This is a genomic window from Streptomyces calvus (genome assembly GCF_006782915.1).
Lineage (GTDB): Bacteria > Actinomycetota > Actinomycetes > Streptomycetales > Streptomycetaceae > Streptomyces > Streptomyces calvus.
In genome coordinates this window covers 1,015,216-1,042,198 of the sequence record NZ_VCNP01000056.1, presented here as the reverse complement: position 1 = coordinate 1,042,198, position 26,983 = coordinate 1,015,216, and the positions used below count along the sequence as shown (strand labels likewise).

The following is a 26,983-nucleotide window of genomic DNA, read 5'->3' as shown; positions in this document are numbered from 1 at the left end:
GCGCGGTGTCGGGCGCACTGCGCGGGAACGAGCCGGTCAACGAACCGGGACTCGTGTGCGATGCTCAACGCGTGATGAGCGAGCCCGTCGTCCCGGTGGAGTCCGGCACCACGCCCGACCTGGTGGAACTGGCCAGGGTCGTCGCCCAGCAGCGCGCCGAGATGGACCGGCTGCGTGAGCAGGCCGCGACCTCGGCCGTCGTGGAGCGCGCCAAGGGCGTCGTGATGGCACTGACCGGCTGCTCCGCGGACGCCGCGGGCGAGACGCTGCTCCAGCGGGCCAAGGCGGCCCGCCGCACCCTGATGGAGGAGTGCTGGATCACCCTGGGCGAGGCGGCGCCCGCCCGCTCCGGCACCGGCCGGCCCCCGGCGCACCCCGACCGGGACTCCGCGGACGCCACCACCGTGCTCGCCGGGTCCGACACCGCTCGGACGCCCTCCGACACCGGCGACGCCCCCGACGACGTCGCCGACGCCCTGGCCCGCCTGGGCCGGGCCCTCGTGCACGCCGACACCTCCCAGGCACTCGCCCGGTGCCTGCTGGACCACCTCGGGCAGGACCTCGGCGCGGACTCGGTCATGATCTACGTCCGCCGGCCCAGCGGCGGCCTGGAACTGATCGGGCACGCCGGCGTCGACGAACGCGTGGCCACCCAGTGGCGGCAGATCCCACCCGTCAGCCGTGTCGCCGTGGTGGACGCCCTGGCGGCCGGCGAACCACGCTGGCTGGAGGACTTCGCCCGGGACAGCGCACGGTACGAGCTGATCGGCGACCCGCCCGACCGGTGGCGCTCCCGCGCCTGGCTGCCGCTGCCCACCGGCGACGGGCCCGAGGTCTGCGTCGGTGTGCTGCGCGGGCGTCCCGGCCCGTTCACCCCGCGCGACCGTGTCCATCTGCACGGGGTGATACGGCTGTGCGCCGGCCGGCTGCGCACGTTCACCACCCCGCCGGAACGGCCGGCCGAGGCGCTCCCGGACGCGGTACGGGCCCTGTTCGCGGCGCTGCCGGTCGCGGCGATGCTGCTGACCCCGGTGCGCGGCCCCTCCGGTGAGAGCGAGGACTTCCGGATCGACGCCGCCACCGCGCAGGCCGGCGACGTCCTGGTCGGCACCGGGGACGATCTCACCGGGCGCCGGCTGCGGGAGTTCTGGCCCGACCTGGCGGACGCTCCGCTGGGCCGGGGCTGCCTGGACGCGCTGGCCACCGGGGAGACGTACGAGGGTGAGCCGTTCGCCCACCAGGAGGTGGTGGACGGTGTCGCGGAGCTGTCCACCTACTCCGTGCGGGTGACCCCGCTCGCGGACGCGCTGGTCGTCACCTGGGTCCGGCACGCCTCCTCCGACCGGCAGGAGCAGCGGCTCGCCGACCTGCAACGGCTCGGGAACCTGGGCTGGGCCAACTGGAACCTGGCCACGCGCGAGGCGTCCTGGTCGTCGCAGGTCTTCACGATCCTCGGCCGGGACCCGGCGCGGGGGCCCGTCCCGCTCTCCGCCCTCGCCCGGCTCGCGATCCCCGACGACCGGCCCGCGCTGCGGCGCGCCGTCACGGACCTGGTCCGGGCGGGCAGCTCCTTCGACGTCCCGTTCCGCGTCCGTGACACCCGCGGGGTGCGGCACCTGCGTCTGGTCGCCGAGCCGGTGGCCGACCGCCACGGCACACCCGTCGAGGTGCACGGCTTCGTGCAGGACCTGACCGCGCGGCGGCGCGCCGAGCTGGCCCTGGTGGAGAGCGAGCGCGCGATCCTCACCCAGCACGACGTGCTCCAGTCCGAGCGGACCCTGGTCGCCCGGCTGCAGAACGCCCTGCTGCCGCTGCCCGAGCGGGAGGTCAGCCTCGCCGGGCTGCGCGTCGAGGTCGCCTACCTGCCCGCGCAGGCGGGCATCCACGTCGGCGGCGACTGGTTCAGCGCCATCGAACTGCCCGACGGCGACGCCCTGTTCGTCGTCGGCGACGTCGCCGGACACGGGGTGGACGCCGTCGCGACCATGGCCCAGCTGCGGTTCACCGCCAAGGGCATGGTCATCACCGGGTCCTCGCTGACCGGTGCGCTCGCACGGCTCAACACCCTGCTGCTGCACTCCCGGGACAGCCACGGCACCGCCACGATGGTCCTGGCCCGCTACCGGGCGGCCGAACGGCGCCTGCTGTGGGCGCAGGCGGGCCACACCCCGCCCCTGCTGCTGCGCGGCGGTGAGGTGACCTATCTGCGCCGGCCCAGCGGTGTGCTGCTCGGCGCGACCACCACGCCGCACTTCGAGGAGGCCGAGTGCCTGCTCGAACCCGGCGACCGGGTGCTGCTGTACACGGACGGCCTGGTGGAGCGGCCCCCGGAGAACATCGACGTGGGCCTCGACCGTCTCGCCGCGGCCGTGGCGGCCCACCCGGAGGACGAGCCGGGTGCCCTCGGCACACTGCTCGACGCGATGCTGGAGGGCGAGCGCCGCGACGACGTCTGCGTCCTCGACATCCGCGTGCCCCGACCGCGGTAGCGGGCGCCGCGGCGTTCGTCCTCGGCCGGCGCGGGTCCGGCGGGTTCAGCCGCCGGTCACGCCGGTGGCGTGCAGGAAGCGGCGCAGGGAGGCGGCCATGGCGGACACGAACGCCTCCCGGGCCGTGTCGTCGAGGGCGTCCAGGGACAGGTACGGGTTGAGGTCCTCCAGCTCCACCAGGAGCAGCTCGCCGTCCGGCACACGGCAGGCGTCGACGCGCTGGATGCCGTGGTCGAGGGTGTTCCAGCCGGTGAAGCCCCGGGCGAAGTCGAGGTCGGCACGGGTGGGTTCGTACGGCTCGAGCTGCCAGCGCCGGTCCGGGTGCGGGGCGTACAGGGCGTACTGGAAGTCGTGGTCGACGAAGTAGAAGGAGACCTCGTAGGCGAAGTCGATGTACGGCTGGACCAGGACGTCGCCGTCCACGAGCGCGCGCACCTCGTCCGCGGGGACGACGCGCAGCCCGATCGAGTCGGCGCCGAGCCGCGGTTTGACCACGTACCGCTCCGTTGGGGGCAGCCGGTGCAGGTCCTCCGGCCGGTCGACGGTGGGGATCACCGGTCGGCCTGCGGCGCTCAGGTCGAGCAGATAGCCCTTGCCCGCCATGTCGCCGCGGCCGGTGAGCGGGTTGTAGACCGGTGTGCCGGCCGCCGCCGCGCGCTCACGGAAGGCGTCGTGGGCGTCCTGGTACGCCAGTACGGGGCCGCTGTTGCGGACCACGACGGCGTCGAAGCCGTCCATCAGGGCGGCGGCGTCCCGCGGGTGGCACAGGGCCAGGTCGACGTGCTCGCGCAGCCGGGAGGTCAGGAAGACGTCCTCGTCGCCGTAGCGGCGGCCGCGGGCGGGGTAGGCCAGGTCGGTGACGTACAGGACACGGGGACGGGCGGGCGGCATACGGGCTCCTCGGGGCGATCGTGGCTCGATCATAGGAACGACCTGCGCGAACGCGAGCGGCGGTACTGAGTGCCGCGCCGGGAGTGCACCCAGTGCCACCCGGAAGCTGCCGGTGTTAGGTTCCGTCCATGAGCTCCAGCAGTACGGCGCACGGCCGCGGTGACCGGGCCGTGAAGCCGCCGATACGGGACGCCCTGGTCGCGGCGGCGTTCCGGCTGTTCCTGGAACGGGGCTACGAACAGACCACCGTCGACGACATCGTGGCGCTCGCCGGTGTCGGACGGCGCTCGTTCTTCCGCTACTTCCCGTCCAAGGAGGACGTGGTCTTCCCCGACCACGAGCGGTGCCTCGCCGACATGACGGACTTCCTGTCCGCGAGCGGCGACGGCGACGACCCGGTGCGCACGGTCTGCGACGCGGCCCGGCTGGTGGTGCGGATGTACGCCGAGAACCCGGCGTTCTCCGTGCAGCGTTACCGCCTCACCAAGCAGGTCCCGGGACTGCGGGCGTACGAGCTGTCGGTGGTGTGGCGCTACGAACGGGCGCTCGCCGGGTACCTGCGGACCCGCTTCGCCGGTCTGCGCGACAGCACCCTGCGGGCCGACGTGGTCGCCGCGGCCGTGGTCGCCGCGCACAACAACGCGCTGCGCTCCTGGCTGCGTTCGGACGCAACGGGTGACGCGGAGGCCGCGGTGGACCACGCGCTGGGGCATGTGCAGGCCGCGTTCGGGGACGTCCCGGTGCCGCCGGCCGGCGAGGACCCCGAGGACGTGGTGGTGGTCGTGTCCCGGCGCGGGGCACCGCTGTGGCGGGTGGTGCAGGAGCTGGAGGCCGCGCTCGGGCGCGACTGACCCGCTACGTCCACTCCCCCGCAATCGAGGGTACCGAGTGCCTTTACCTATGGCACTGAGTGCCATACTCTGGGGCCGTGCACGGTGGCACGGGACACCGGGCACACGCGTGCCGGGGTGACCGCGCACGCCGGATTCCGGCCGAGTGCAGGGAGTTGACCAGCGTGTACCACCACTCAGGAAGCGTCGCTCAGCAGGCAGCCGGCTCCGCGACGGGCATCCTCGCGCCCCGGGCGGCGGACCACGCGGAGGCCATGGTCTTCCAGCGCTGCACCTGGTGCGGCACCGCCATGTACCACCGGCTGCTGTGCCCGGTCTGCCAGGGCAGCGACCTGCGCACGGAGCGCAGCGAGGGCGTCGGCACGGTGCGCCACTCCACGGTGCTGCACCGCAACACCCCGGCGGCCCGCAACGTCTCCCTCATCGAGATGGCCGAGGGGTTCGTGGTGCGCGGCCGGGTGATGGGGCCGCCGATCGGCATCCACAGCGGCGACCGGGTGCGGCTGTCCACGGCGAAGGACCCGGTGCGGGGCGAGCCGGTCTTCCAGCTCCTGGACGAGCCGTACCGGGCCTGGACCTGACGGACCGCCGGACGCGGCGCGTCCGGCGTCTCAGAGGGTGACGCGGATACCGACCGTGCCGTTCGCGCCCCGGCGGAGCCGGCTGCCCAGGAGGGTCAGCCGGCCCACCAGGCCGTACTTGCGGGCGATCAGCGCCCGGTAGCGGGCGCTGGTGGCCGGGTCGCAGATCTCCGCGGTGGCCGGCACCTGGTCACCGGTCGGCTTGCCGCGTACGTCGCACGGGCCGACGAGGACGTCACCACGGGCGCGGATCCGCTTCACCTTCCACGAGTCGGCGGCGGTCCACACCCCGAGCGCGTCACCGTCCCGCACCACCCACACCGGCGTGGCAACAGGCGTACCGTTCCTGCGGTAGCTGGTGACCAGCAGGTACTTCCCGGCTCCGAGCCGGTCCGACAACTCCTCGTCCATGCGAGAAGCCTAGTGACCCGGGTCGGCAATTCGCACGCGTCGTCCGACGGACAGCTCCGGGCCCTTCCACCACAACCACCGCAATGGGACCAGTGATTGCCCGGACAGGTCCTAGGCGTCCGGACGGCGCGCCACGAAGACGAACTCCCGGCCCGGGCGGTCGGGGGCGTCCCGTACCTCGTCCACCGTGAAGCCGTGCGCGGCGAGGTCCGCCTCGGCCTCCTCGCGCCCGCGGAAGCGCAGCGTCGAGTCCGACGTCAGCACCGCCCCGTCCGCCGCGAACACGTAGGTGGTACGGAACGTCACCAACGGGCCGTCCACGTCGGTCACCTGGTGCCAGTGCTCGACCGTGCCGATGCCGGGCACGTCCGTCCTGCCGTACGAGTCCTCCCGGGTCCACCGCTCCCAGGCGCGCCGGGCCGGGTCGCGGGTCTCGAAGACCAGGCGGCCCCCGGGCCGCAGGGCCGCGTGGGCTCCGCGCAGGGTGCCGTGCCAGGCGTCGGGGGCGACGACGGCCTGGGCGACGTTCGCCGTCATGGTCGCCAGATCCATGCGCAGCGGCGGCAGCGCCGTCGCGTCGCCCTCGATCCAGCGCACCCGCTCGCCGCCCGGTTTGGCGCGGGCCACGTCGAGGGAGGCCCGGGCGGGGTCGACACCGACCACCTCGACGCCACGACCGGCCAGGAGCAGGGCGAACACCCCGGTTCCGCAGCCGATGTCGAGCACCCGCCGGGCCCCGAACTCCTCGGCCATGCGCAGATACGCGTCGAGGTCGCTCCGGTCGGGGTCGAGGGGGTCGTAGACCGCCGCCAGCCGTGGATGTGCGAAACACTCGTCAGCCATGCCGTGGACGGTATGCGGCCGGAGCCGTTGCCCGCGCCCCCTTTACCGCCGGAGGGCCACCGCCATCCGCCGCACCGCCTCGGTGAGCAGTCCGGGCGTGGTGGCGAGGTTGAGCCGGGCGTGACCGGCGCCGCCCGTGCCGAACGGCAGCCCCGAGTTGAGGGCCACGCGGCCGTGCCGCAGGAAGACCTCGGCCGGGTCGTCGCCGAGGTCCAGGCCCCGGCAGTCGAGCCAGGCGAGGTAGGTGGCCTCCCCCGGGCGGTAGCGGATCGCCGGCAGGTGTTCGGCGAGGAGCCCGGTGAGCAGCCGGCGGTTGGCGTCGAGGCCGGCGAGCAGGGCGTCCAGCCATGCGGTGCCCTCCCGCAGCGCGGCGGTGTGGGCGAGGACGCCGACGTGGCTCGGGCCGTGCCCGACCTCCTCGGGCATCCGCGCCAGGTCCGCGGCCGCCTCCGGCCCGGCGACGGCGAGGGCCGCCTTGAGTCCGGCCAGGTTCCACGCCTTCGACGCCGACATCAGCGACAGGCCGCGCTCGCCGCCCGGCACGCTCAGGTACGGCACGAACCGCGCGCCGGCGAGGACCAGCGGTGCGTGGATCTCGTCGGCGACGACGCGGACGCCGTACCGTTCGGCGAGTGCGGCGACGGCGGACAGTTCGTCGGCGGTGTGCACGGTGCCGGTGGGGTTGTGCGGGCTGCACAGCAGGTAGGCGGCCCGTTCCCGGCCGGCCGTCACCCGCCGGAAGGTGTCCTTCAGCACCTCCGGGTCGATCCGGCCGTCCGCGCCGAGCGGGGCCTCGACCACCCGGCGGTCCAGGTGCCGGACGAAGGCGTAGAAGGGCGGGTACACGGGAGAGTTGACCACGACCGGGTCGCCGGGGCCGGTGACCAGTTTCAGCATCTCGACCACGCCGAGCATGACGTCGGGCACGATCGCGGTGCGCTCCACGGCGAGCCCGTCCCAGTCCCACCGCTGCCGTGCGAAGGCGGCCAGCGCCTCGGCGTACGCGCTGCCGACGGGATAACCGGTGTCGCCGCGTTCCATCGCCCCGGTGACGGCGCGGACGACCGGTTCGGCGAGCGGCACGTCCATCTCCGCCACCCACACCGGCAGTACGTCCTCCGGATAGGTGCGCCACTTCATGCTGGTGCGGCGGCGCAGGAGTTCCGGGGTGAGGGCGTGCAGCGGGTTCGGTTCACCGGACGTCTCGTGCGGGATCCTCGTCATGGCGACACGATAGGGCGGCCGCCGCGGTCGCGGACATGGGCACGACGGGCGCCGCGGTATCGCGGCGGAGGTGAACGCCCCGGGTTGCGCGGCCGTATGGGGGAAGGGCGCTCGGGTCAGGGGAGGCCCCCGCGGTGCGCGCACCGCGCTGCCGAGGTTCGGGAGCCATGCATGAGGCACGCACGACGACGTCTCGTCCGGCGGGTGACACGTCTGGCGGCCGTCGGAGGACTCCTGGTGGGGGCCACGATGGTCACCCACGCCGTCGCCGACGAGCCCCGGGTGGCCCACTCCGTCCCGTACTCCACCGCCGGTGATCCGGCGGCCGGCCCGGCCGCCGGACTCGTGTCCCGGCTCGGCACCTCCCGTACGGCGGGCAGCTGGGTCGGCGCGGACGGGGCGACGGTGGTCGCGGTCACCGACGAGGCGGCGGCGGCCGAGGTGCGGCGGGCCGGGGCCGAGCCGAGGAGGGTGCGCCACAGCATGGACGACCTGAAGTCGGCCACGCGGACGCTGCGTTCGGCGCCGCGCGTGCCGGGCACGGCGTGGGCGCTGGACTACCGCGGCAACGAGGTGGTGGTCCGCGGGGACAGCACGGTGTCCGCGCGGGACTGGTCCGAGCTGACCGAAGTCGCCCGCGGCATCGGGACGTTCGTCCGCATGGAGCGCACCGGTGGCACCTTCACCACCCGGATCAACGGGGCGCGGACCATCCTGTCGGCGGCCGGCCGCTGCTCGGCGGGTTTCAACGTGACCGACGGCCGGCGGGACTTCGTGCTGACGGCCGGGCACTGCGGGCCGGAGGGCTCGGTGTGGTTCGCGGACGCCGCGGCCCGTCAGGAGGTCGGCACGACGGTCCGCGGCAGCTTCCCCGGTGACGACTACTCGCTGATCGCGTACGCGGACGGCCGGGCCGGCGAGGGCGCCGGTGTGGTGGCGGTCGGCGGCGGCAAGGGGGTGCGGATCACGGGGGTGGCGGATCCGAAGGTCGGCCAGCGGGTGTTCCGCAGCGGCAGCACCAGCGGGCTGCGCGACGGCGTGGTGACGGCGGTCGACGCGACGGTGAACTACCCGGAGGGCACGGTCAGTGGTCTCGTCGAGTCCGACGTGTGCGCCGAACCCGGGGACAGCGGCGGCCCGATGTTCTCCGAGGGCATCGCGCTCGGTGTCACCTCGGGCGGCAACGGCGACTGCCGCCGCGGAGGCACGACGTACTTCCAGCCGGTGACGGAGGCGCTGACGCGGCTCGGTGTGCGGCTGATCGTCGCGCCCGGCGACGACGGTGCCGCGGCGCCGCCGTCCCCGGCGCCGCCGCAGGCCCGGGACGCCGCTCCGGACGCGGCCTCACCGGGGTCGTCGACGCCGGTGCGCGGGATCCTGCCGGACCCGTCGACGCTGCTGTCCCGGCTGGCCGATCCGCGCAACGTCGGTCCCGGTCTGCTGGTGATCGCGGGCAGTCTGGTGGCCCTGGTGGCGACGCGCTGGATCCGGGCGGAGCAGGACCGCAGGGCGTACCGGCGGCGGTACTCGGCGACGTGGGGCTGAGGGAGAGGTGAGAGGGGGCACCCGCTGTGGGTCACGGGTGCCCGGTCGGCCGGAGCCGTGGAGTCGAGGCGGCGCTCAGGCCGCCCTGACCGGCTGCGTGAGGGCGGAGGCCCACTCCTGGACCAGGCGCTGGTACTCCTCGCGCTGTTCGACGCTGAGTGTCCCGCCCGACCGGAGCCACAGGGCCCGGATCTCCTCGTTGACCTCGGCAGCCGATCGCTCGGAGGAGGGTTCAACACTGGTGGACATGCTGTGAAGCATACGGCGCCGGACGTGAAGGCGCTGTGAGTAATCGCACGCTCATCGGACATTTCCGACAGTGTTGCTGATCACGTCCATCTGCCAAGCAACGTGGGCGAGTTCACACCCCGGCCGCTCCCGGGCCCCCGGTCCGCACCGGGGGCCCGGGAGGGGTTCAGGTGCCCGGCTTGCGGCCGTACACGTGGACGTCGTCACCGTTCTTCAGCAGCGACCAGTACTTCTTGGCGTCGGTCTTCGTCATGTTCACGCAGCCGTGCGAGCCGGGCGGGTTCCACATGCTCACGCCGGCCGAGTGGAAGGCCTGGCCGCCGTCGAAGAACTGACTGTAGGGCATCGGCACGTCGTAGATGGTCGAGACGTGGTCGATGTTGCGCCAGTAGATCTTCTTCGCCCCGGTGCGGGTCTCGTGGCCGTCACGGCCGGTACGGACGGGCACCGGCCCGTACACGAGCTTCTTGCCGTCCTGGATCCAGCTGAGTTGCAGCGTGAGGTCCACACAGGCGATGCGACCCTTGTTGACCGGGCACTTGCCCGACTTGTTGGGGTTCTTCCCGACGGCCTTCTGCTTGTTCATCAGGTTCATCACGCCCCAGGTGACGGGACCGGCGTACCCGATGTTCGGTGTGATGCCGTGCTTGGTCTGGAAGGCGCGGATGGCCTTGCAGTCGGCGGAGGACTGCTTGCCGTCGACCGGGCGGCCGAGGAACTTCTCCACCTGCTTCTGGTACGGGCCCGCGGTCGTGGTGCAGCTCGCGGCCTGCGCCGGGGCCGCGCCCAGCGCGAGTGTGAGCGGAGCCACCAGCGAGGTGACTCCGAGGGCGACGACACCGCGTCTACGTATGTCCCCCATGGTCCGTTTTGCCTTTCCCGTGGAAGTGAGCGCCGGCCTGCGCACTCTGCCAGGAAGACGGCTTGAGGGGAAGTTCGGTTGTACGGGCGGGCCGGCCGCGACGAAACGGTGACACGCGTCACGGCTCGGCCCGCCGCCGGCCGGGATCAGCGGTAGCCGGTGGTGTCCGCGGGCCGGCCCGCGTCCTGCACCTCCACGAGGTAGCGCCAGGCGTCCGGGCGGCTGCCGTCGAGGTCGGTGAAGCCGTACTCGCGGGCGAGGCCGCCGCTGGAGAGGGAGGTGCCGTTGAAGCGGGCCACGTCCGTGTCGGCGGCGAGGGCGGCGACGGCCCGTCCGACGTAGCGCGGGGTCTCCGAGATGGCGAAGTGCGGGACCTCCGCGAGGGCGTCGCGCCAGTTGTCCTCGCGCACCCCGAAGTGGTCGAGCATGATCTCCGAGCGCAGCCAGCCCGGGGTCAGGGCGAGGGCGGTGGCGCCGCGCGGCCCGAGTTCGTGGCCCAGGGCGAAGGCCATGCGCAGCACGGAGGACTTCGCGAGGTCGTAGAAGAAGGAGTTGCGGTAGTGGTCGCGGTTGTAGTCGTCGGTGCCGTCGGTCACCTCGACGACGAGACCACCGGGGTGGCGCAGCAGCAGGGGCAGCGCGTGGTGGCTGGTGACGGCGTGGGTCTCCACCGCCAGGCGCAGCAGCCGCAGCCCCTTGTCCAGGTCGTGCTCCCAGACCGGTGCCTCCCACTCGAAGAGCGTCTCGCCGCCCCAGATGTCGTTGACCAGGACGTCCAGCCGGCCCTGCTCGGCGGCGATGCGGTCGACCAGGGCCTTCACCTGGGAGGGCTCCAGGTGGTCGGTGGGTACGGCGATGCCCTCGCCGCCCGCCTCGGTGACCAGGTCGGCGGTGTCCTCGATGGTCTCGGGCCGGTTGTACTCGGAGCGGCGGGCGCGCGTGCTGCGGCCCGTGACGTACACGGTCGCGCCCGCCGCCCCCAGCTCCACGGCGATGCCCCGTCCGGCGCCCCGGGTCGCCCCGGCCACCAGCGCGACCCTGCCCTTCAACTGCTCCGACATGTACGGCCTCCCGTCACTCGCGATGTGCTGTCGTTACGAGAGTGACGGGTAAGCCGGACATCTTCTGTCACCTTTTCGCGCCGGTCACCCGGGCGGCGTGCTCAGTGGCCGCGGGCGATCCATTCCTCCAGGTGCGGGGCCTCCGCGCCGATCGTGGTCGGGTCGCCGTGGCCGGTGAGGACCTTCGTCCCGGGCGGCAGGGTCAGCAGCCGGTCCCGGATCGAGTCGATGATCGTCGGGAAGTGGGAGAAGGAGCGGCCGGTGGCGCCGGGACCGCCCTGGAAGAGGGTGTCGCCGGTGAACACGGTCGCGAGCCCCGGGTCGTACAGGCAGACGGCGCCCGGCGCGTGGCCGGGGGTGTGCAGCACCGTGAGGTCGGCGCCGCCCGCCTCGATCACCTGGCCGTCGACCAGCCAGGAGTCGGGGTCGCGGTCGGGATGGGTCTGCTTCCACAACGGCAGGTCGTCGGGGTGCAGCCAGATGGTGGCGCCGGTGCGCTCGGCGAGGGCGGGCGCGGCGTCGATGTGGTCGTTGTGGGCGTGGGTGCACACGATGGCGGTCAGGCGCCGGTCGCCGACGGCCTCGGCGATGGCGTCGGCGTCGTGCGCGGCGTCGATGACGACCGCCTCGTGGTCGTCGCCGACGATCCACACGTTGTTGTCGACGTCCCAGGTGCCGCCGTCGAGGCTGAACTGCCCGGAGGTGACGAGGCGTTCGATGCGGGCCGCCATCACAGCACCACCACCGAGCGCAGCACGTCGCCGCGGTGCATCCGCTCGAACGCCTTCTCCACCTCGTCCAGTTGGATGGTCTCGGTGACGAACGCGCCCAGGTCCAGGCGGCCCTGGAGGTGGAGGTCGATCAGCATCGGGAAGTCACGGGAGGGCAGGCAGTCGCCGTACCAGGAGGACTTCAGCGCGCCGCCGCGGCCGAAGACGTCGAGGAGCGGCAGTTCGAGCTTCATCTCGGGAGTGGGCACGCCCACCAGGACGACCGTGCCGGCCAGGTCGCGGGCGTAGAACGCCTGCCGGTAGGTCTCGGGGCGGCCGACGGCCTCGATGACGACGTCGGCGCCGAAGCCGCCGGTGAGTTCGCGGATCGCCTCGACGGGATCGGTCTCGCGCGAGTTGACGGTGTGGGTGGCGCCCATGGAGCGGGCGGTGTCGAGCTTGCGGTCGTCGATGTCCACGGCGATGATCTTCGCCGCTCCGGCGAGCCGGGCCCCGGCGACCGCCGCGTCCCCGACGCCGCCGCAGCCGATGACCGCGACCGAGTCGCCCCGGCCGACGCTGCCGGTGTTGATGGCGGCGCCGATGCCGGCCATCACGCCGCAGCCGAGGAGCCCGGCGACCTCGGGGGCGACGGCCGGGTCGACCTTGGTGCACTGCCCGGCGGCGACCAGCGTCTTCTCGGCGAAGGCGCCGATGCCCAGGGCCGGGGAGAGTTCGGTGCCGTCGGTGAGGGTCATCCGCTGCTTCGCGTTGTGGGTGTCGAAGCAGTACCAGGGGCGTCCGCGCAGACAGGCGCGGCACTTCCCGCACACCGCACGCCAGTTCAGGATCACGAAGTCACCGGGTGCGACGTCGGTGACGTCGTCGCCGACCGACTCCACGACGCCCGCCGCCTCGTGGCCGAGCAGGAAGGGGAAGTCGTCGTTGATGCCGCCCTGTTTGTAGTGCAGGTCCGTGTGGCACACACCGCACGCCTGGACCCGTACGACCGCCTCACCGGGGCCCGGGTCGGGTACGACGATCGTCTCGATCCGTACCGGCTCGTCCTTGCCGGGTGCGATCACACCGCGTACTTCCTGCGCCATCGCGCTGATCCCTTCGTCGGCCGGGGTCGGTCCGGGAACGACCCTACGCGCGAATGATCCATTGTGCCGCCCACCGTGCCGCGCGCCCACCCTCGCGACGTAGCCTGAACGCTCCGACCCGTGAAGGAGCGACGTGAGCATCGCAGCGCAGGAGCCCGTCCCGCCCGCCCGGCGGCTGCTTCTCGGATACGTCCGGCCGCACCGGTGGGCCCTGCTGGGCGGCGCCGGACTCTCCCTGCTGACCGGCGCGACCGGCCTGATGCTGCCGCTGGTGGCCCGGGACCTGATGGGCGACCTCTCCGACGACCGGGCCATCACCGGCGCGTTGCTGCTGATGTCGGCCCTCGTCGTCGCCAACGCCGTGCTGGGCGCGCTCGGTTCGTACGTGCTGCGGCGCACCGCCGAGTCGGTGGTGCTCGGGGCGCGGCGCTCGCTGACGTCGTACCTGCTGCGGCTGCGGATCACCGCCGTGGACCGCACCGAGCCCGGTGATCTGATGGCGCGCGTCACCTCCGACACGACGCTGCTGCGCGAGGTCACCACGGACTCGCTGGTGGGTCTCGGCACGGGTGGTCTCACGCTGGTGGCGACCGTGGCGCTGATGGGGTTCGTGGACCCGGTGCTGCTCGGTGTCACCCTCGCCGTGATCGCGCTCGCGGGCACGGTCCTCGGGGTGATCGTGCCGCGCATCAACCGGGCGTCGCGGCGGGCGCAGGACGCGGTCGGCGTGATGGGGGCCTCGCTGGAGCGAGTGCTGGGCGCGCTGCGCACGGTGAAGGCGTCGGGCGCCGAGCCCCGGGAGGAGCGCACGCTGCACGAGGCGGCGCAGGAGTCGTGGCGGCAGAGCGTGCGCGCCGCCAAGTGGTCGGCCGCGGCGGGCAACACGGCCGGGCTGGCCATGCAGATCGCGTTCATCACGGTGCTCGCGGTGGGCGGCGCGCGGGTGGCGACCGGCGCCATCGACATCGGGACGCTGGTGGCGTTCCTGCTGTTCGTCTTCTATTTGATGGCGCCGATCCAGCAGGTCGTCGGCGCGATCACGCAGTACCAGACGGGCAGTGCCGCCCTCGCCCGGATCCAGGAGGCGCTGCGGATGCCCGCCGAACCGGCCGCGCCTCCCGCGCCACTGCCCGCGCCCGGCACGGCGCCCGCCGCGCTCGCCTTCGAGGACGTCCGCTTCCGGTACGCCGACGACCTGCCGTACGTCCATCACGGGGTGACGTTCTCCGTGCCCGCGCAGGGCATGACCGCGTTCGTCGGCCCGTCCGGCGCGGGCAAGACCACCGTGTTCTCCCTCATCGAGCGGTTCTACGAACCCGACTCCGGGGTGATCACGCTCGACGGGCGGGATCTCGCCGACTGGGAGCTGCCGCGGCTGCGGGCCTCGATCGGCTACGTGGAGCAGGACGCGCCGGTGCTGTCGGGCTCCCTGCGGGACAACCTGCTGCTCGGCAACCCCGGGGCGGACGACGCGACGCTGGCACGGGTGCTGAAGACGACGCGGCTGGACGGCCTGGTGTCCAGGCTGCCGGACGGTCTGGACACCCTGGTCGGGCACCGCGGCACCAAGCTGTCCGGCGGCGAGCGCCAGCGGGTCGCCATCGCCCGCGCGCTGCTGCGCCGGCCCCGGCTGCTGCTGCTCGACGAGGCCACCTCGCAGCTCGACGCGGTGAACGAGGCGGCGCTGCGGGACACCGTCGCCGACGTGGCCCGTACGACGACGGTGCTGGTCGTGGCGCACCGGCTGTCCACGGTGACGGCGGCGGACCGGATCGTGGTGATGGACGCCGGGCGGGTCCGTGCGGTCGGTACGCACCGGGAGCTGGTGGCCGCCGATCCGCTGTACGCCGAGCTGGCGGCGACGCAGTTCCTCGCGACGGGTGAGTGAGCGGCGCGGCTGGGTGGGCGGCGCGGGGAGTGAGCGGCGTGGGCGGGGGTGTTCCGGTCCTGGCTTGCCGTGCCCGCACGGCCGGAGGAGTCTCGTAGGTGGGGCCGTGCCGGCCCGCCCGTGGACCGGGCCGCGGCCTCGTCAGGAGGTAGGTCATCATGGGAACCGCGGCACAACCGGTCTTCGGCACCGACACACTGCGCCGGGGCGTCGAGGCGGACACGTCGGCCATGCTGGTGTCGCTCTACGCGGACGACGCGGAACTGCTCATCGTGGACCGCAACACCCAGCCCAGCCATCCCAAGGTCCTGCGCGGCCGGGACGAGATCGCCGCCATGCTCGACGACGTCTACAGCCGCGACATGACGCACAAGCTCGAGGAGTGCGTGGTCCAGGGCGACCGGGCCGCCTACTGCGAGAGCTGTGTGTACCCGGACGGGGTGCGGGTGCTCTCGGAGTCGATGCTCACCCTGCGGGACGGCCGGATCACCGGGCAGACGATGATCCAGGCGTGGGACGAGTAGCCGGGCCCGGTCGGTTCGTCCGCCCGGTCCATCCCGGTGGGCGCAGGATGCCCAGTAGTTGGCGGACCAGTTCCTCCACGACCTCGTCCAGGGTGGCGTCCACCCATCCGGCGTTCCAGTCGTGGAGCAGTCCGTTGACGCTGCCGATGAATCCCGTCGCGGCGAGGCGGTAGTCGCGGGGCGCCGCCTCGCCGCGCTCGGCGGCCGCCCGCGCCTCGGCGCAGATCAGGTCGACCCAGTGGGCGCGGCGGGCGAGACGCTGTTCCTCCAGGCGCGCGCTGACGCCGATGATCTCCACGAAGGCGATGCGGATGCGCCGGGGGTCGCCGGTGACGTCGGCGGCGTAGGCGTGGAAGATCGCGCTCACGCGTTCGGTGAGCGGGGCGTGCGCCGTCTCGGCGGCGGCGGCCCGGACGGCCGCCGCGGCCCGGTCGTTGACCTGGAGGTGCAGCGCGGCCAGCACGTCCTCCAGGCTGCGGAACTCCTCGTAGAACTGACGGGTCGACAGTCCTGCGGCCTCGCTGAGGGCGGCGACGGTGGTGGCCCGGTAGCCGGGCCGTGCGCCGAAGAGTTCGAGCCCGGCGTCGAGGAAGCGCCGGCGCCGCTCGGCCTTCCGCTCCTCGGCCGTCTTCCCGGCGTAACGGCCGCTCGGTGCCCTCAGTCTGCCCGGCACCGGCCCTCCCCTCGTCGTACGCACCCGCAATTTTGGCGTGTCCACGGTCTTGTGGAGAAGGCCACCCGTCCTTACTTTTCAGTAAGTTGATTCTGAAAGCACGCGTGTTCAGATTCCCACCCCTCCCCTGCCTTGGCATGCCCAACTCACAACGCCGCCCCCACCCGCGAAGGAGTAAGCAGTCATGCCGACCCGCAGAACCAGGTCCCTGTGCGTCCTCGCCGCCGCCCTCGCCCTGACCGTCACCGCGCCCGCCGCCGTCGCCACCGCCGCCGGCCCCGCCCCGGGCTCCTCCGCCGCCCTGAACGAGGTGATGTTCGTCGGCAACAACTGGGACGGCACCGCCGATGTCATCGAGTCCACCGGCGACTTCGCGCGGATCGGCCGGATCGACGTCGTCCCCGACAAGGACGAGCGGATGGCCGAGATCAACGCCGACCCGATCCACTGGATCTACTTCATGGCCATCCGCAACAGCGTCGGCGAGGGCCACGACCAGTTCGTCGACGACATGTACTCCACACCGGACGGCACCTCCGTGGTGGTCTCCCGGCCGAGCTTCGCCGACGTGGTCTCCCTCGACCTCGCCACCGGCCGGATCAACTGGCGTTTCCCGGTGTCCGGTTACCGCTCCGACCACATGGCGGTCTCCCCCGACGGCCGGCGCGTCGCCGTCTCGGCCTCGACCTCGAACCGGGTGCACGTCCTCGACATCGGGACCGGCGAGGAACTCGGTTCGTTCGCCACGGGCGACAAGCCGCACGAGAACGTCTTCAGCAGCGACGGCAAGTACATCTGGAACATGGCCATCGGTGACGTCAACACCGCGCTGGACGCGACCTGGCTGGACTGGACGAAGGGCGACCGCCGCATCACCGTCGTCGACGCCACCACGTTCGAGCAGGTCAAGGTGATCGACATGCGCGAGCGGCTCGACGCCGTCGGCCTGAAGGACCACTCCGACGCGGTCCGCCCGGCCGCCTTCTCCCCGGACGAGTCGAAGCTGTACTTCCAGGTGTCGTTCTTCAACGGCTTCTTCGAGTACGACGTCGCCACCGACCGCATCACCCGCACCAAGACCCTGCCGAAGAACCCGGCCACCAGCGACGACCGCACCACCTGGGTCAACGACTCGCGCCACCACGGCATCACCATGAAGCCCGACGGCACCAAGCTCTGCGTCGCGGGCACCATGGACGACTACGCGACCGTCGTCGACCGCGCCACCCTTCAGGAGGGCCCGCTGGTCAGCGTCTCCAAGCCGTACTGGGCGACCGTCAGCGGTGACGGGAAGTCCTGCGTGGTCTCCGAGAGCGGCGCCGACCAGGTCACCGCCATCGACTTCAGGACCGGCGAGAAGACCGTCTCCGTGCCCGTCGGCGACCATCCGCAGCGGGTGCGCCTGGGGCACGTGGTGGCCGGCTGGACCGGCCCGTCCGCCGGATAGGCGCGCCGGGACGCGGAGAGCGGGCGGTGCCGGTCAACCGCCCGTTCTCCGCGCCACGTTGAGCAGGTACTCCTTCCGGTTCAGCGGATTGTGGTCGGTGCGCGGACGCTCCGGCACCGGACCGTGGGCGACCGGGGCGTAGTGCCCGAAGGCGCTCTCCAGTTCGCCCTCGCCGCGGGTCAGGCCCGGCAGCCGCTGCTCCAGGGCGTGCACCCGGGCCGCCGGCACCGAGCCCTCGAGCACACAGAGCGCACCGTGGGTGCGCGTGGTGTCCGGTACGGCCTCCAGCCCGGCCAGCACCGGCAGCAGGGCACCCAGGGTGTCCGCCGGGGCCTCGACGCGGAAGCGGTGCACGGGCTGGTGGACCACGGTGCCCGCCCGCCGCAGCGCCTCCACGAGGACCAGCGGCGTCAGCCCCCGGAAGTCGGCGCCGGTGCTCGACATGCTCTTGTCGAAGCCCTGGTGCGCGTGGCTCTGCCGGGGCGAGTAACCGCAGTGGGTCAGGGTGACCGTGCAGTCGGTGACTCGCCAGCCGCGCAGCCCCTGCTCCAGGGTCTCGCGCACGGTGTCCTCGACCGCCTTGAAGAACGCGTACGGCATCGAGCCCAGTTCCACCTCCAGCCGGAAGGCGACCCCGGATCCGGCCGGAGCCGGGTCCACCCGCAGACCGACCGTGGCGAGGAAGGGGTTGCCGTCCTTGCGGTTGAACTCCACGGCCGCCCCCGGCCCGGCCGGACGCTCCACGCACAGGGGCGTCGTCGCGCGGAAGGCGACGTCGAGCCCGTGCTCCTCGGCGAGGGTCGCCTGCAACACCTCCTTCTGCACCTCCCCGTAGAGCGACACGGAGATCTCGCGGCGCGCCTCGTCGTGGCGCAGGCCGATCAGCGGGTCCTGTTCGGCCAGCCGGGTGAGGGCGAGATGCAGCGCCCCCGGATCCGTTCCGGGTCCGGGAACGACGACGGTTTCCAGGGTGGGCGGGGCGAAGAACCGTTCGCCGGCCGTGCGCGGCTCGCCGATCACATCGCCGATCCGGACGTCGGCCAGCTCCCACAGCCGGGCGATCCGCCCCGCCGGCACGGCATCGGCGCGGGCGCCCGTCCCCCGGTCGAAGACGCTGATCCCGGTCACCCGGCCCTGCGCACGGCCCGGACCGCCGTCCGGGCCGAACGGGACCCGGTCGCGGACGCGCAGGGTGCCGGAGAACATCCGCGCGTACGCGATCTTCTCCCCGGTCCCGCCGCGCTCCACCTTGAACACGGTGGCACTGACCGGCCCGTCGGGGTCGCCGTCGGCCGGGGGCAGCAGGTCCCGGACGCCGGCCAGCAGCGCGTCGACGCCGGCGCCGGTGGCGGCGGAGCCGAAAAAAACGGGGTGCACCCGGGCCTGCCGGGTCCCCGCGGTGAGCGCCTCCCGCAGCCGGGACCGTGTGACGGTGCCCTCGACGTACGCGGCGAGCAGGTCGTCGTCCAGGGCGGTGAGGACGTCCGGCGCCGTCGGGGACAGGCCCGGCACGCAGCGGGCCCCGGGGGTGCCGAGGTCCTCGGTCGTCGCCATGGGCACGATCGCGGGGGTCAGCCGGGCCGAGATCTCCCGCAGCACGTCCGCCTCGCGGGCGCCGCGCCGGTCGATCTTGTTGACGAAGAGCAGGGTCGGCAGGGACAGCCGCCGCAGGGTCCGCATCAGCACCCTGGTCTGCGCCTGCACCCCCTCGACGGCGGAGACCACCAGCACGGCGCCGTCCAGCACGCCGAGCACCCGCTCCACCTCGGCGATGAAGTCGGGGTGGCCGGGGGTGTCGATCAGGTTGACCGTCACGCCGTCCAGCGGGAACGAGACGACGGCGGACTTGATGGTGATGCCGCGCCGCCGCTCCAGCGCGAGGGTGTCGGTGGTGGTGTTGCCGTCGTCGACGCGGCCGACCTCCTCGATCACCCCGGCGGAGTGCAGCAGCCGCTCGGTCAGGCTGGTCTTACCGGCGTCGACATGGGCGAGGATTCCCAGATTGAGCACGTGCACGAAGCGTCATGTCCTTCGGAGAGTGAGCCGTTTCTTCCTGGGGGGACATGAACGGTGCTCGCACTGCTGCTCCTCGGGACTCGACTGCGCCGTCCCGGGCAGTGCAGCAGAACCGCGCGGACGCCCGCAACGCATTAAGCCGCGTCCCGGGACCCTTCGGGCACGGGTGTGTGAGTCCGTGCGGAAGGGGTAGTCGCCCGATATCACCTCCGATCGTGGGAAGGAGGTCCGTGAAAGCGCACGTACTCACAGCGCCGGGCCGCTTCCGTCGGGAGGAAGCGGCCCGGACCGTCAGCGCGGGGGCAGCCGGTGGAGCACCACGTCCGACAGACCGCTCCCGGTGACCGTGGCGGTCATGTAGGTGCAGTGCGGCTGCCGGCGGCGGTCCGTCGGTGAGCCCGGATTGAGCAGACGCAGTCCCGTGGGAGCGGTGGTGTCCCACGGGATGTGACTGTGTCCGAACACGAGCACGTCGAGGCCGGGGAAGCGCGCGGCGCACCGGGCCTCGCGGCCCCGCGCCGGCCCCGTCTCGTGGATCACCGCGAAGCGCAGCCCGCCGAGGTCCGCGTACGCGATCTCCGGCAGCCGGGCGCGCAACTCGGGCCCGTCGTTGTTGCCGTACACCGCGACCAGCAGGCGGCTGCGGCTCTCCAGCAGGTCGAGGGTGGCGGTGTCGACCCAGTCCCCGGCGTGGACGACGACGTCCGCGTGCGGGAGTTCGTCGAGCAGCGGCGCGGGCAGCCGCTTGGCGCGGCGGGGCAGGTGGGTGTCGGACATCAGGAGCAGTCGCAGGCCGGCGGCCGGGCCGGCCGCGCCGGTCACGGCCGCTCCGCGTCGGTGCGCCGCTCGAGCGGTTCCCACCGGGCGCGGTGGTCGCGGTACCAGGCGACGGTCTCGGCGAGGCCGGTGTCGAAGTCGCGGCGCGGCCGGTAGCCGAGTTCGTCGCGGGCCTTGCTCCAGTCCACGGAGTAGCGCAGGTCGTGGCCCTTGCGGTCCTCGACGTGCACCACCCGGTCCCAGCCGGCGCCGCAGGCTTCGAGGAGGCGGCCGGTGAGCTCCCGGTTGGTGAGTTCGGTGCCGCCGCCGATGTTGTAGACCTCACCGGGGCGTCCCGCGGTGCGGACGAGATCGACACCGGCGCAGTGGTCGTCGACGTGGAGCCAGTCGCGGACGTTGAGTCCCTCGCCGTAGAGCGGGACCTTCCGCCCGTCGAGGAGGTGGGTGACGAAGAGCGGGACGATCTTCTCGGGGAACTGGTGCGGTCCGTAGTTGTTGGAGCAGCGGGTGACGCGGACGTCCAGGCCGTGGGTGCGGTGGTGGGCGAGCGCGAGCAGGTCGGCGGAGGCCTTGGACGCGGAGTACGGGGAGCTGGGCCGGAGCGGGTGCGTCTCGGTGGCCGAGCCCGAGGTGATCGATCCGTACACCTCGTCGGTGGAGACGTGCACGAAGGGCCCCACTGAGTGGCGCACGGCGGCGTCGAGCAGGACCTGGGTGCCGACGACGTTGGTGAGGACGAAGTCGGACGCGGCCCGGATGGAGCGGTCGACGTGGGACTCGGCGGCGAAGTGCACCACCTGGTCGGTGTCGGCCATCAGCTTGTCGACGAGTTCCGCGTCGCGTATGTCGCCGTGGACGAACTCCAGCCGCGGGTGGCCGGGTTCGAGGTTGCGGAGGCTTCCGGCGTAGGTGAGTGCGTCCAGCACGGTGATGCGCGGCGCGTCGGGCGCGTCGGAAGCGAGCAGCATGCGGACGTAGCGGGAGCCGATGAAGCCGGCGGCTCCGGTCACGAGGAGGTTCATGAGGGCCATCCGTACCTTGCCGTGGCCCGCCGGGGCGAACCGCACCGCGTGGCCGGGCGGTCCCGGTGCGGGGACGGTCCTAGTCCTCGCCCCGCACGATGTTGGCCTCCGCGCCCGGGGTCGGGGCGGGGTCACCGGTGCCGCGGTCCACGGCGGGCAGACAGGTCCGCAGCGCGTCCTTGCCGCGCAGCCGCCGGGCGCGGGCCCAGCCGGTCTCCGCCCGGCGGGGCCGGGGTTCGTCACTGATCTCCGAGGTCACGTCGCATCATCTTCCTTCTGCTGCGCTGCCGTCCGGGTCCCCGGCTCGCCGCGGGCCAAACACCCGCCCCCGTACGGCCGTCGGCGCGTGCGGACACCGCGGCCCGGCCGGGCGGTCGTCCGCCCGGCCGGAGTGCCCGGATGCGCTCAGGTGTTGGGCCGGGCCACGCTGATGTCGCCGAGCGCCGAGTCCGGGTCGCGTTCCATGGCGGCGTCGCCCAGCGAGAGGATCCCGACGGGGTGTCCGTCCTCGACGACGGGGACCCGCCGCACGGCGTGCTCGCGCATCAGCCGCACGGCCCGGTCCAGATCGTCGTCCGGTCCCACCGTCACCAGGTCCTCGCTGCACGCGTCCGCCACCGTGGTCTCCTCCGGGTCGCCGCCCCGGGCGACCGAACGCACCACGAGATCACGGTCGGTGACCAGCCCGCGCAGCCGGTCTCCGTCGGTCACCAGCACGGACCCGAGGTCCCGGTCCCGCATCACGCGGGCCACCTCCGCCACGGAGGTGTACGGTCCCACGGTCACCGGCGCGCCGGTCATGATGTCGCGGACGTGCTGCGGCATGGCGTCTCCTTCCTCCGTCCTGCGGCCGGTGCACCGGGTACCCGCCGGAGCCGGACGGTCACCGGGCGCGGGCCGGAAGGTGCGGGAACGGCGGCCGGGCGCGGCGGTCAGTGCCGCAGGACGAACTCGGCCCACACCTGTTTGCCGCCGCTGACCGGCAGGGTGCCCCAGGCCGCCGAGACGGCCTCGACCAGCAGGATGCCCCGGCCCCCGGTGGCCTCCCAGCCGATGCTGGTGGGTTTCACGGGCGTACGGGGCGAGGCGTCGGCGACGGCGAGGCGCAGCCGGCCGTTGACCAGGGTGAGGTCGAGGCGGACCTGGCCGTCGGTGTGCACCAGGGCGTTGGTGACCAGTTCGGAGACGACCAGCAGGGCGGCGTCGACGTTCTCGGAGACACCCCAGGAGCGCAGGGTGCGCCGGGTGAAGCGGCGGGCGTGCCCCACCGCCTGCGGCACCCGCCACACCGTCCAGCTCTCCCGCAGCGGGCGCGCGGCCATGCCGTCGTAGCGCACCAGCAGCAGGGCGACGTCGTCGCTGCGCGGGGCCTTGCCGAGCAGGGCGTCCGCGACCGGCTCGAGATGGGCGGGGTCGGCGGCGGCCAGTTGCCGCGCGAAGCGGTCCATGCCCTCGTCGATGTCGATGTCCGGGGACTCGACCAGTCCGTCCGTAGTGAGCGCGACCATGGTGCCGGGCTGCAGTCTGAGCGGGCTCATGGGGAAGTCGCTCTGCCGTATCACGCCCAGCGGCGGGCCGCCCTCGGCCTCCGCGATCTCGGTGCGGCCGTCCGGGTGGCGCAGCACCGGCGGGAGGTGGCCGGCCCGGACGCACCAGGCGAACCCCTCCTCCATGTCGATGTCGACATAGCAGCAGGTGGCGAACAGGTCGGTCTCCATGTCCATGAGCAGCCGGTTCGCGTGGGACACCACGACGTCCGGGGGGTGTCCCTCGACGGCGTAGGCGCGCAGCGCGGTGCGCATCTGGCCCATGAGGGTGGCGGCGCCGGCGCTGTGGCCCTGGACGTCGCCGATGACGAGGGCGACGTGGTTGTCCGGCAGCGGGATCACGTCGTACCAGTCGCCGCCGAGCTCCAGGCCGGCGGTGCTGGGCAGGTAGCGGGCGACGGCGACCGCGCCCGGCAGCCGGGGCAGGCGGCGCGGCAGCAGCTGGCGCTGGAGCATGCCGACCAGTTCGTGCTCGGCGTCGAAGGCGCGGGCGCGCATCAGGGCCTGTCCGGCGAGGCCGGCGGCCGCGGTGAGCAGGGCGCGTTCGTCGGCGCCGAAGTCGTGCGGGGTGTCCCAGCCGATCAGGCAGGCGCCGGCCATCCGGTTCCCGGCGGGCAGCGGCAGCATGGCCAGGCCGCCCGGGCCGACGTCGGCGAGGGTTTCCTCCAGCGAGGAGCCGGCGGGCCAGATCCGGGCGCGGCCCTCGCGCAGGGCGGCCGCGAGGGTGGGCATGGTGCGCACCGGCGCGTCGGGCCACTCGGTGCGCCACTCCGCGCGCCACAGCGCCGGCCAGGCGTCCGGTTCGGGCGGGTCGAGGACGGTGACGACGAGCCGGTCGCCCTCCAGCTCGGCGAGCGCGATCCGGTCGGCGCGCAACGGCCGGCGCAGCGCGGCGACCACGGCCTTGCCGACGTCACGGACGGTGACCGCGGTGGCGAGGGCCGCGGCGAGGCGCTGGACGCGGGCCACGTCCGTGATGTCGGAGCGCAGCGTGGAGGCGTCGGCGACGGTGCCGACGAGGCGGGCGGGACGTCCCTCGCCGCCGGGCACCAGGCGGCCGCTCAGCCGGAGCCACTTGGGCGGGCCGGTGGGCTGGAGCACCCGGAACTCCAGCTCGCGGTCGCCGATCGTCATGTGGTCGGCCTCGACGACGGACATCAGCGAGGGCAGGTCCTCGGGGACCGTCAGACCGAGCAGGGTCTCCACCCGCCCGTCGAAGTCGTCCGGGTCGAGCCCGAAGAGTTCCAGGATGTTCTCGTCGACCCGGACCCGGCCGGTGTCCATGGCGAGGCTGAAGCCGCCGTGCGGCAGGTCGGCGCCGTCGGTGGCGGCAGGCGGCTCGGGGAAGGCGACGGCGTCGGCGACGAGGCCCAGGCAGACCCGGTCGTCGGCGTCGAACCCGTGGGCGCGTTCACTGACCGCGAGCAGGCAGCCGCCGCCGCGCACGGGCAGCGCCGCGAGGAAGAAGGCGCGGCTGGGCACCCGCCGCGACTGGGCCTGCGCGGCGAGGTCCTCCGGCCCCAGCCACACCGGCCGTCCGCGGTGCGCCTCGGCCACCGGGGCCCGCCCGGCGACCGGATAGCTGTCCCGCACCCCGCACAGCGTCCTGGGCACGCCGGCGGACTCCGCCAGGTACAGCAGCTCACCGTCGGCGCTGGGGGCGTACAGGGCGGCGAAGGCGGCGCCGGCGAAGACGAGGGCCTGCTCCAGGGTTCTGCGCAGCCGTTCGGTGGACGCGCGGTCGGCCGCGATCGCCCTGAGGGCGCCTTGCGCACGCAGCGTCCTCGTGCTGCCTCCCGCAGCGCCCTCACCGACCACGTTGGCCATTACAGCGCTAATGGGACACCCGCGCAGCCCCTGTGAAGCGTCCGGCTGCGCCCGCGCGGGCCCCGGCGTGGGGGCCCGGGACGGGGGTAAACGGGAGGGGTGCGTGATGGGTCGGGCGGTGGCGCGTCCGCCGGGGCCCGGCGTCCCGTCCGGTCCTCCGCCGTCGGCTCGTCGTGCGCGAGGGCCGACGAGGGGGGAGATTGGGTCCCGGGGTCGGTGGCGCGGCCGTACGAGGAGGTGGTCGGCGTGTCGGAGGGGCAGTCGTCCGCGCAGGCGCCGTCGGGTGCGCGTCCCCGGGTCGGCCGTCCGATGCTGTCGCTGACGCTGGCCTCGATGATGGACGAGGTCCATGCCCACTCCGGCGCGGTGTACGTGCTCTCACCGGACCGGTCGGTGCTGGAGATGGCGGTGATGGCGGGGCTGCCGCGGGCCTTCGCGGCCCCGTGGGAGCGGGTGGGGCTGAGCGCGCCGATCCCGGTCTCCGACGCGGTGCGCGAGCGGCGGCTGGTGTGGGTGGGCGGCGAGGAGGAGATGGCCCGCCGCTACCCGCGCATCGCGATGGTGCTGCCGTATCCGTTCTCGCTGGCCGCGCTGCCGGTGGCGACCGCGACCAGGGCGTACGGCGCGGTCTTCGTGACCTGGCCCGGTACGCACCCGCCGGAGCTGTCCGACTGGGAGCGTGATCACCTCAGCGCCGCCTGCGACCGGCTGGCGGTGCGGCTGGAGCGGGCCGCCGAACAGAGCCTGCCGCTGCCGCCCGAGCCGGATCTCGTGGCCGCGCCGCTGGTGGGAGGCATGGCGGGCACGCTGGGCACGGTGGAGGCGGCGCGGCTGGTGTCGCGGCTGCCGTACGGCCTGTGCTCGCTGGATCTGCACGGGCGGGTCGGTTTCGCCAACGCCGCCGCGGCCGACCTGCTGGGCGTGCCGGTCAACCGGCTGCTCGGCGCCCAGCTGTGGGCGTCGGTGCCCTGGCTCAACGACCCGGTGTACGAGGACCGCTACCGGGCCGCCCTGTTCAGCCAGCACGTCACCTCGTTCGTGGCGCTGCGGCCGCCCGGCGAGTGGCTGTCGTTCCGGCTGTACCCGAGCACGACCGGTCTGAGCGTGCGCATCAGCCGGGCGCGCGCGGTGGCGGAGATGGACCGCGCCGCGCCGCGGCCCGGCCCCTCGGCGGCGCGGCTGGTCACCATCTCCCAGGTGCTGAGCCTGGCCGGGGCGCTGACCGAGGCGGTCGGCGTGGAGGACGTGGTGCAGCTGGTCGCGGACGAGATCGGGCCGGCCGTGGGCAGCCAGGGGGTGGTGCTCCTCGGTTCGCGGGCGGGCCGGCTCCAGGTGCTGGGCCACCACGGTTACGCCGATCCGCGGGTCGTGGAGCGGTTCGACGGCATGCCGCTGTCGCGGCAGATCCCCGGCGGCCAGGTGCTGCGCTCGGGTGTGCCCGCGTTCTTCGAGAGCCGTGCGGAGATCGAGCGCCTGTATCCGGTGCTGCTGGTGGACCCGTCGGAGTTCTCGGCGTGGGCGTATCTGCCGCTGATCGCGTCGGGGCGGCCGGTGGGGACGTGTGTGCTGTCGTACGCGGCGCCGCACCACTTCGCGACGGAGGAGCGGGCGGTGCTGACCAGTCTGGCGGGTCTGATCGCCCAGGCGCTGGAGCGGGCGCTGCTGTACGACGCCAAGCACCGGCTGGCGCACGGGTTGCAGGAGGCGCTGCTGCCGCACACGCTGCCGTCGATCGCCGGCATCGAGGCGGCGGCCCGCTATCTGCCGGCCACTCAGGGCATGGAGATAGGCGGCGACTTCTACGACCTGGTGGCGACCCGGGGGACGGCGGCGGCGGTGATCGGGGACGTGCAGGGGCACAACGTGACCGCGGCGGGCCTGATGGGTCAGGTGCGCACCGCGGTGCGCGCGTACACGACGGTGGGGCAGGCACCGGAGGAGGTCATGCGCAGCACCAACCGGCTGCTGGTGGACCTGGGTTCGGACCTGTTCGCGAGCTGTCTGTACCTGCGGCTCGATCCCGCGCACGGGCGGGCCGTGATGTCCCGTGCGGGTCATCCGCCGCCGCTGCTGCGCCGGCCGGACGGGCGGGTCCGGGTGCTGGACCTGGCGGGTGGTCCGCTGCTGGGCATCGACGCCTCGGCGACGTACCCGACGACCGAGGTCGACTTCTCCCCCGGTTCGCTGCTCGTCCTGTACACCGACGGGCTGGTCGAGTCCCCCGGCACCGACTTCGAGGACGCCCTCGCGGATCTCGGGCGGCGTCTGACCGAGCTGGGCGACCGGCCGCTGGACGACCTCGCCGACGCGCTGGTCCGGCCCCGCGCGGACGCGGAGGGCCGGCTGGACGACATCGCGCTGCTGCTGCTCAGGGCGCTTCCGGAGGGCTGAACCGGCGTGCGGCGGTCCGGTCCCGCCACGGTGGGTGACGGGGCCGGA

General features: G+C 73.5%; 24 protein-coding genes. 8 read left to right on the top strand and 16 right to left on the bottom strand.

Features of this window, described 5'->3' with window-relative positions:
• The first annotated feature begins 74 nt into the window (after positions 1–74).
• A complete protein-coding gene (locus tag FGW31_RS32950) occupies positions 75–2,489 on the top strand; it encodes a SpoIIE family protein phosphatase (RefSeq protein WP_142197210.1) in 2,415 nt (804 codons plus the stop codon).
• A 45-nt stretch (positions 2,490–2,534) separates the two neighbouring features.
• Here FGW31_RS32950 and FGW31_RS32945 read toward each other — a convergent pair whose 3' ends face one another.
• Positions 2,535–3,380: an ATP-grasp domain-containing protein gene (locus tag FGW31_RS32945; RefSeq protein ID WP_142197209.1), complete on the bottom strand. Its 846-nt coding sequence runs from the start codon at positions 3,378–3,380 to the stop codon at positions 2,535–2,537.
• A 128-nt stretch (positions 3,381–3,508) separates the two neighbouring features.
• Between FGW31_RS32945 and FGW31_RS32940 the strand changes: the two genes are divergently transcribed.
• Positions 3,509–4,231, top strand: coding sequence for a TetR family transcriptional regulator (locus FGW31_RS32940; RefSeq protein WP_142197208.1), 723 nt, complete (start codon positions 3,509–3,511; stop codon positions 4,229–4,231).
• A gap of 164 nt (positions 4,232–4,395) precedes the next feature.
• Positions 4,396–4,812, top strand: coding sequence for a Zn-ribbon domain-containing OB-fold protein (locus FGW31_RS32935; RefSeq protein ID WP_142197207.1), 417 nt, complete (start codon positions 4,396–4,398; stop codon positions 4,810–4,812).
• A 30-nt stretch (positions 4,813–4,842) separates the two neighbouring features.
• Here the strand turns inward: FGW31_RS32935 and FGW31_RS32930 are convergent, their stop codons facing one another.
• The 3 genes from FGW31_RS32930 to FGW31_RS32920 form a co-directional block, all read right to left on the bottom strand.
• A complete protein-coding gene (locus FGW31_RS32930) occupies positions 4,843–5,223 on the bottom strand; it encodes a PPOX class F420-dependent oxidoreductase (protein WP_142197206.1) in 381 nt (126 codons plus the stop codon).
• A gap of 111 nt (positions 5,224–5,334) precedes the next feature.
• A complete protein-coding gene (locus tag FGW31_RS32925) occupies positions 5,335–6,066 on the bottom strand; it encodes a class I SAM-dependent methyltransferase (protein ID WP_142197205.1) in 732 nt (243 codons plus the stop codon).
• A 42-nt stretch (positions 6,067–6,108) separates the two neighbouring features.
• Positions 6,109–7,290 carry a MalY/PatB family protein gene (locus FGW31_RS32920; RefSeq protein ID WP_142197204.1) on the bottom strand — a complete coding sequence of 394 codons (1,182 nt, stop codon included), beginning with the start codon at positions 7,288–7,290 and terminating at the stop codon, positions 6,109–6,111.
• A gap of 171 nt (positions 7,291–7,461) precedes the next feature.
• On the opposite strand from FGW31_RS32920, the gene FGW31_RS32915 reads away from it, so the two are divergent.
• Positions 7,462–8,835, top strand: coding sequence for a S1 family peptidase (locus FGW31_RS32915; RefSeq protein ID WP_182675005.1), 1,374 nt, complete (start codon positions 7,462–7,464; stop codon positions 8,833–8,835).
• 75 nt (positions 8,836–8,910) lie between these two features.
• Here the strand turns inward: FGW31_RS32915 and FGW31_RS32910 are convergent, their stop codons facing one another.
• From FGW31_RS32910 to FGW31_RS32890, 5 genes are all read right to left on the bottom strand, one after another.
• Positions 8,911–9,096 (bottom strand): hypothetical protein, encoded by a 186-nt coding sequence (locus FGW31_RS32910; protein WP_142197202.1) that lies wholly within the window; start codon positions 9,094–9,096, stop codon positions 8,911–8,913.
• 154 nt (positions 9,097–9,250) lie between these two features.
• On the bottom strand, positions 9,251–9,946 hold the full coding sequence (locus FGW31_RS32905; protein ID WP_142197201.1) for a L,D-transpeptidase family protein: 696 nt from the start codon (positions 9,944–9,946) through the stop codon (positions 9,251–9,253).
• 146 nt (positions 9,947–10,092) lie between these two features.
• Positions 10,093–11,007 (bottom strand): SDR family oxidoreductase, encoded by a 915-nt coding sequence (locus tag FGW31_RS32900; protein WP_142197200.1) that lies wholly within the window; start codon positions 11,005–11,007, stop codon positions 10,093–10,095.
• 101 nt (positions 11,008–11,108) lie between these two features.
• Positions 11,109–11,738: an MBL fold metallo-hydrolase gene (locus FGW31_RS32895; RefSeq protein WP_142197199.1), complete on the bottom strand. Its 630-nt coding sequence runs from the start codon at positions 11,736–11,738 to the stop codon at positions 11,109–11,111.
• Entirely contained in the window at positions 11,738–12,823 is a 1,086-nt protein-coding gene (locus tag FGW31_RS32890) for an S-(hydroxymethyl)mycothiol dehydrogenase (protein ID WP_142197198.1), read from the bottom strand. The genes FGW31_RS32895 and FGW31_RS32890 overlap by 1 nt, the downstream gene beginning before the upstream one ends.
• 133 nt (positions 12,824–12,956) lie before the next feature.
• On the opposite strand from FGW31_RS32890, the gene FGW31_RS32885 reads away from it, so the two are divergent.
• Positions 12,957–14,711, top strand: coding sequence for an ABC transporter ATP-binding protein (locus FGW31_RS32885; protein WP_142197197.1), 1,755 nt, complete (start codon positions 12,957–12,959; stop codon positions 14,709–14,711).
• A 158-nt stretch (positions 14,712–14,869) separates the two neighbouring features.
• Positions 14,870–15,235, top strand: a complete 366-nt coding sequence (locus FGW31_RS32880; protein WP_142197196.1) for a nuclear transport factor 2 family protein — start codon at positions 14,870–14,872, stop codon at positions 15,233–15,235.
• Here the strand turns inward: FGW31_RS32880 and FGW31_RS32875 are convergent.
• The gene (locus FGW31_RS32875; RefSeq protein WP_142197195.1) at positions 15,198–15,908 is read right to left on the bottom strand and encodes a TetR/AcrR family transcriptional regulator; all 711 of its coding nucleotides are present in this window, start codon (positions 15,906–15,908) and stop codon (positions 15,198–15,200) included. The genes FGW31_RS32880 and FGW31_RS32875 overlap by 38 nt on opposite strands.
• A gap of 184 nt (positions 15,909–16,092) precedes the next feature.
• On the opposite strand from FGW31_RS32875, the gene FGW31_RS32870 reads away from it, so the two are divergent.
• Positions 16,093–17,355, top strand: coding sequence for a YncE family protein (locus FGW31_RS32870; protein ID WP_142197194.1), 1,263 nt, complete (start codon positions 16,093–16,095; stop codon positions 17,353–17,355).
• A 33-nt stretch (positions 17,356–17,388) separates the two neighbouring features.
• Here FGW31_RS32870 and FGW31_RS32865 read toward each other — a convergent pair whose 3' ends face one another.
• From FGW31_RS32865 to FGW31_RS32840, 6 genes are all read right to left on the bottom strand, one after another.
• Positions 17,389–19,371, bottom strand: coding sequence for an elongation factor G (locus tag FGW31_RS32865; protein WP_142197193.1), 1,983 nt, complete (start codon positions 19,369–19,371; stop codon positions 17,389–17,391).
• Positions 19,372–19,662: 291 nt separating this feature from the next.
• Positions 19,663–20,163 (bottom strand): metallophosphoesterase family protein, encoded by a 501-nt coding sequence (locus FGW31_RS32860; protein ID WP_142197324.1) that lies wholly within the window; start codon positions 20,161–20,163, stop codon positions 19,663–19,665.
• Positions 20,164–20,189: 26 nt separating this feature from the next.
• A complete protein-coding gene (rfbB, locus tag FGW31_RS32855) occupies positions 20,190–21,170 on the bottom strand; it encodes a dTDP-glucose 4,6-dehydratase (RefSeq protein ID WP_142197192.1) in 981 nt (326 codons plus the stop codon).
• A 79-nt stretch (positions 21,171–21,249) separates the two neighbouring features.
• Positions 21,250–21,429 (bottom strand): hypothetical protein, encoded by a 180-nt coding sequence (locus FGW31_RS32850; RefSeq protein ID WP_142197191.1) that lies wholly within the window; start codon positions 21,427–21,429, stop codon positions 21,250–21,252.
• Between the two features lie 146 nt (positions 21,430–21,575).
• Positions 21,576–21,995 (bottom strand): CBS domain-containing protein, encoded by a 420-nt coding sequence (locus FGW31_RS32845; protein ID WP_142197190.1) that lies wholly within the window; start codon positions 21,993–21,995, stop codon positions 21,576–21,578.
• 107 nt (positions 21,996–22,102) lie between these two features.
• The gene (locus FGW31_RS32840; RefSeq protein ID WP_142197189.1) at positions 22,103–24,544 is read right to left on the bottom strand and encodes a SpoIIE family protein phosphatase; all 2,442 of its coding nucleotides are present in this window, start codon (positions 24,542–24,544) and stop codon (positions 22,103–22,105) included.
• Positions 24,545–24,790: 246 nt separating this feature from the next.
• Here FGW31_RS32840 and FGW31_RS32835 point away from each other — a divergent pair, with 246 nt between their 5' ends.
• Positions 24,791–26,935 (top strand): SpoIIE family protein phosphatase, encoded by a 2,145-nt coding sequence (locus FGW31_RS32835; protein WP_142197188.1) that lies wholly within the window; start codon positions 24,791–24,793, stop codon positions 26,933–26,935.
• The last annotated feature ends 48 nt before the right edge of the window (positions 26,936–26,983 follow it).

Excerpts from the sequence above, each read along its gene's own strand:
- FGW31_RS32950 (WP_142197210.1), top strand. The coding sequence starts at position 75 with ATGAGCGAGCCCGTCGTCCCGGTGGAGTCCGGCACCACGCCCGACCTG.
- FGW31_RS32945 (WP_142197209.1), bottom strand. The coding sequence starts at position 3,380 with ATGCCGCCCGCCCGTCCCCGTGTCCTGTACGTCACCGACCTGGCCTAC.
- FGW31_RS32940 (WP_142197208.1), top strand. The coding sequence starts at position 3,509 with ATGAGCTCCAGCAGTACGGCGCACGGCCGCGGTGACCGGGCCGTGAAG.
- FGW31_RS32930 (WP_142197206.1), bottom strand. The coding sequence starts at position 5,223 with ATGGACGAGGAGTTGTCGGACCGGCTCGGAGCCGGGAAGTACCTGCTG.
- FGW31_RS32925 (WP_142197205.1), bottom strand. The coding sequence starts at position 6,066 with ATGGCTGACGAGTGTTTCGCACATCCACGGCTGGCGGCGGTCTACGAC.
- FGW31_RS32920 (WP_142197204.1), bottom strand. The coding sequence starts at position 7,290 with ATGACGAGGATCCCGCACGAGACGTCCGGTGAACCGAACCCGCTGCAC.
- FGW31_RS32915 (WP_182675005.1), top strand. The coding sequence starts at position 7,462 with ATGAGGCACGCACGACGACGTCTCGTCCGGCGGGTGACACGTCTGGCG.
- FGW31_RS32910 (WP_142197202.1), bottom strand. The coding sequence starts at position 9,096 with ATGCTTCACAGCATGTCCACCAGTGTTGAACCCTCCTCCGAGCGATCG.
- FGW31_RS32905 (WP_142197201.1), bottom strand. The coding sequence starts at position 9,946 with ATGGGGGACATACGTAGACGCGGTGTCGTCGCCCTCGGAGTCACCTCG.
- FGW31_RS32900 (WP_142197200.1), bottom strand. The coding sequence starts at position 11,007 with ATGTCGGAGCAGTTGAAGGGCAGGGTCGCGCTGGTGGCCGGGGCGACC.
- FGW31_RS32895 (WP_142197199.1), bottom strand. The coding sequence starts at position 11,738 with ATGGCGGCCCGCATCGAACGCCTCGTCACCTCCGGGCAGTTCAGCCTC.
- FGW31_RS32890 (WP_142197198.1), bottom strand. The coding sequence starts at position 12,823 with ATGGCGCAGGAAGTACGCGGTGTGATCGCACCCGGCAAGGACGAGCCG.
- FGW31_RS32880 (WP_142197196.1), top strand. The coding sequence starts at position 14,870 with ATGGGAACCGCGGCACAACCGGTCTTCGGCACCGACACACTGCGCCGG.
- FGW31_RS32870 (WP_142197194.1), top strand. The coding sequence starts at position 16,093 with ATGCCGACCCGCAGAACCAGGTCCCTGTGCGTCCTCGCCGCCGCCCTC.
- rfbB (WP_142197192.1), bottom strand. The coding sequence starts at position 21,170 with ATGAACCTCCTCGTGACCGGAGCCGCCGGCTTCATCGGCTCCCGCTAC.
- FGW31_RS32845 (WP_142197190.1), bottom strand. The coding sequence starts at position 21,995 with ATGCCGCAGCACGTCCGCGACATCATGACCGGCGCGCCGGTGACCGTG.
- FGW31_RS32840 (WP_142197189.1), bottom strand. The coding sequence starts at position 24,544 with ATGGCCAACGTGGTCGGTGAGGGCGCTGCGGGAGGCAGCACGAGGACG.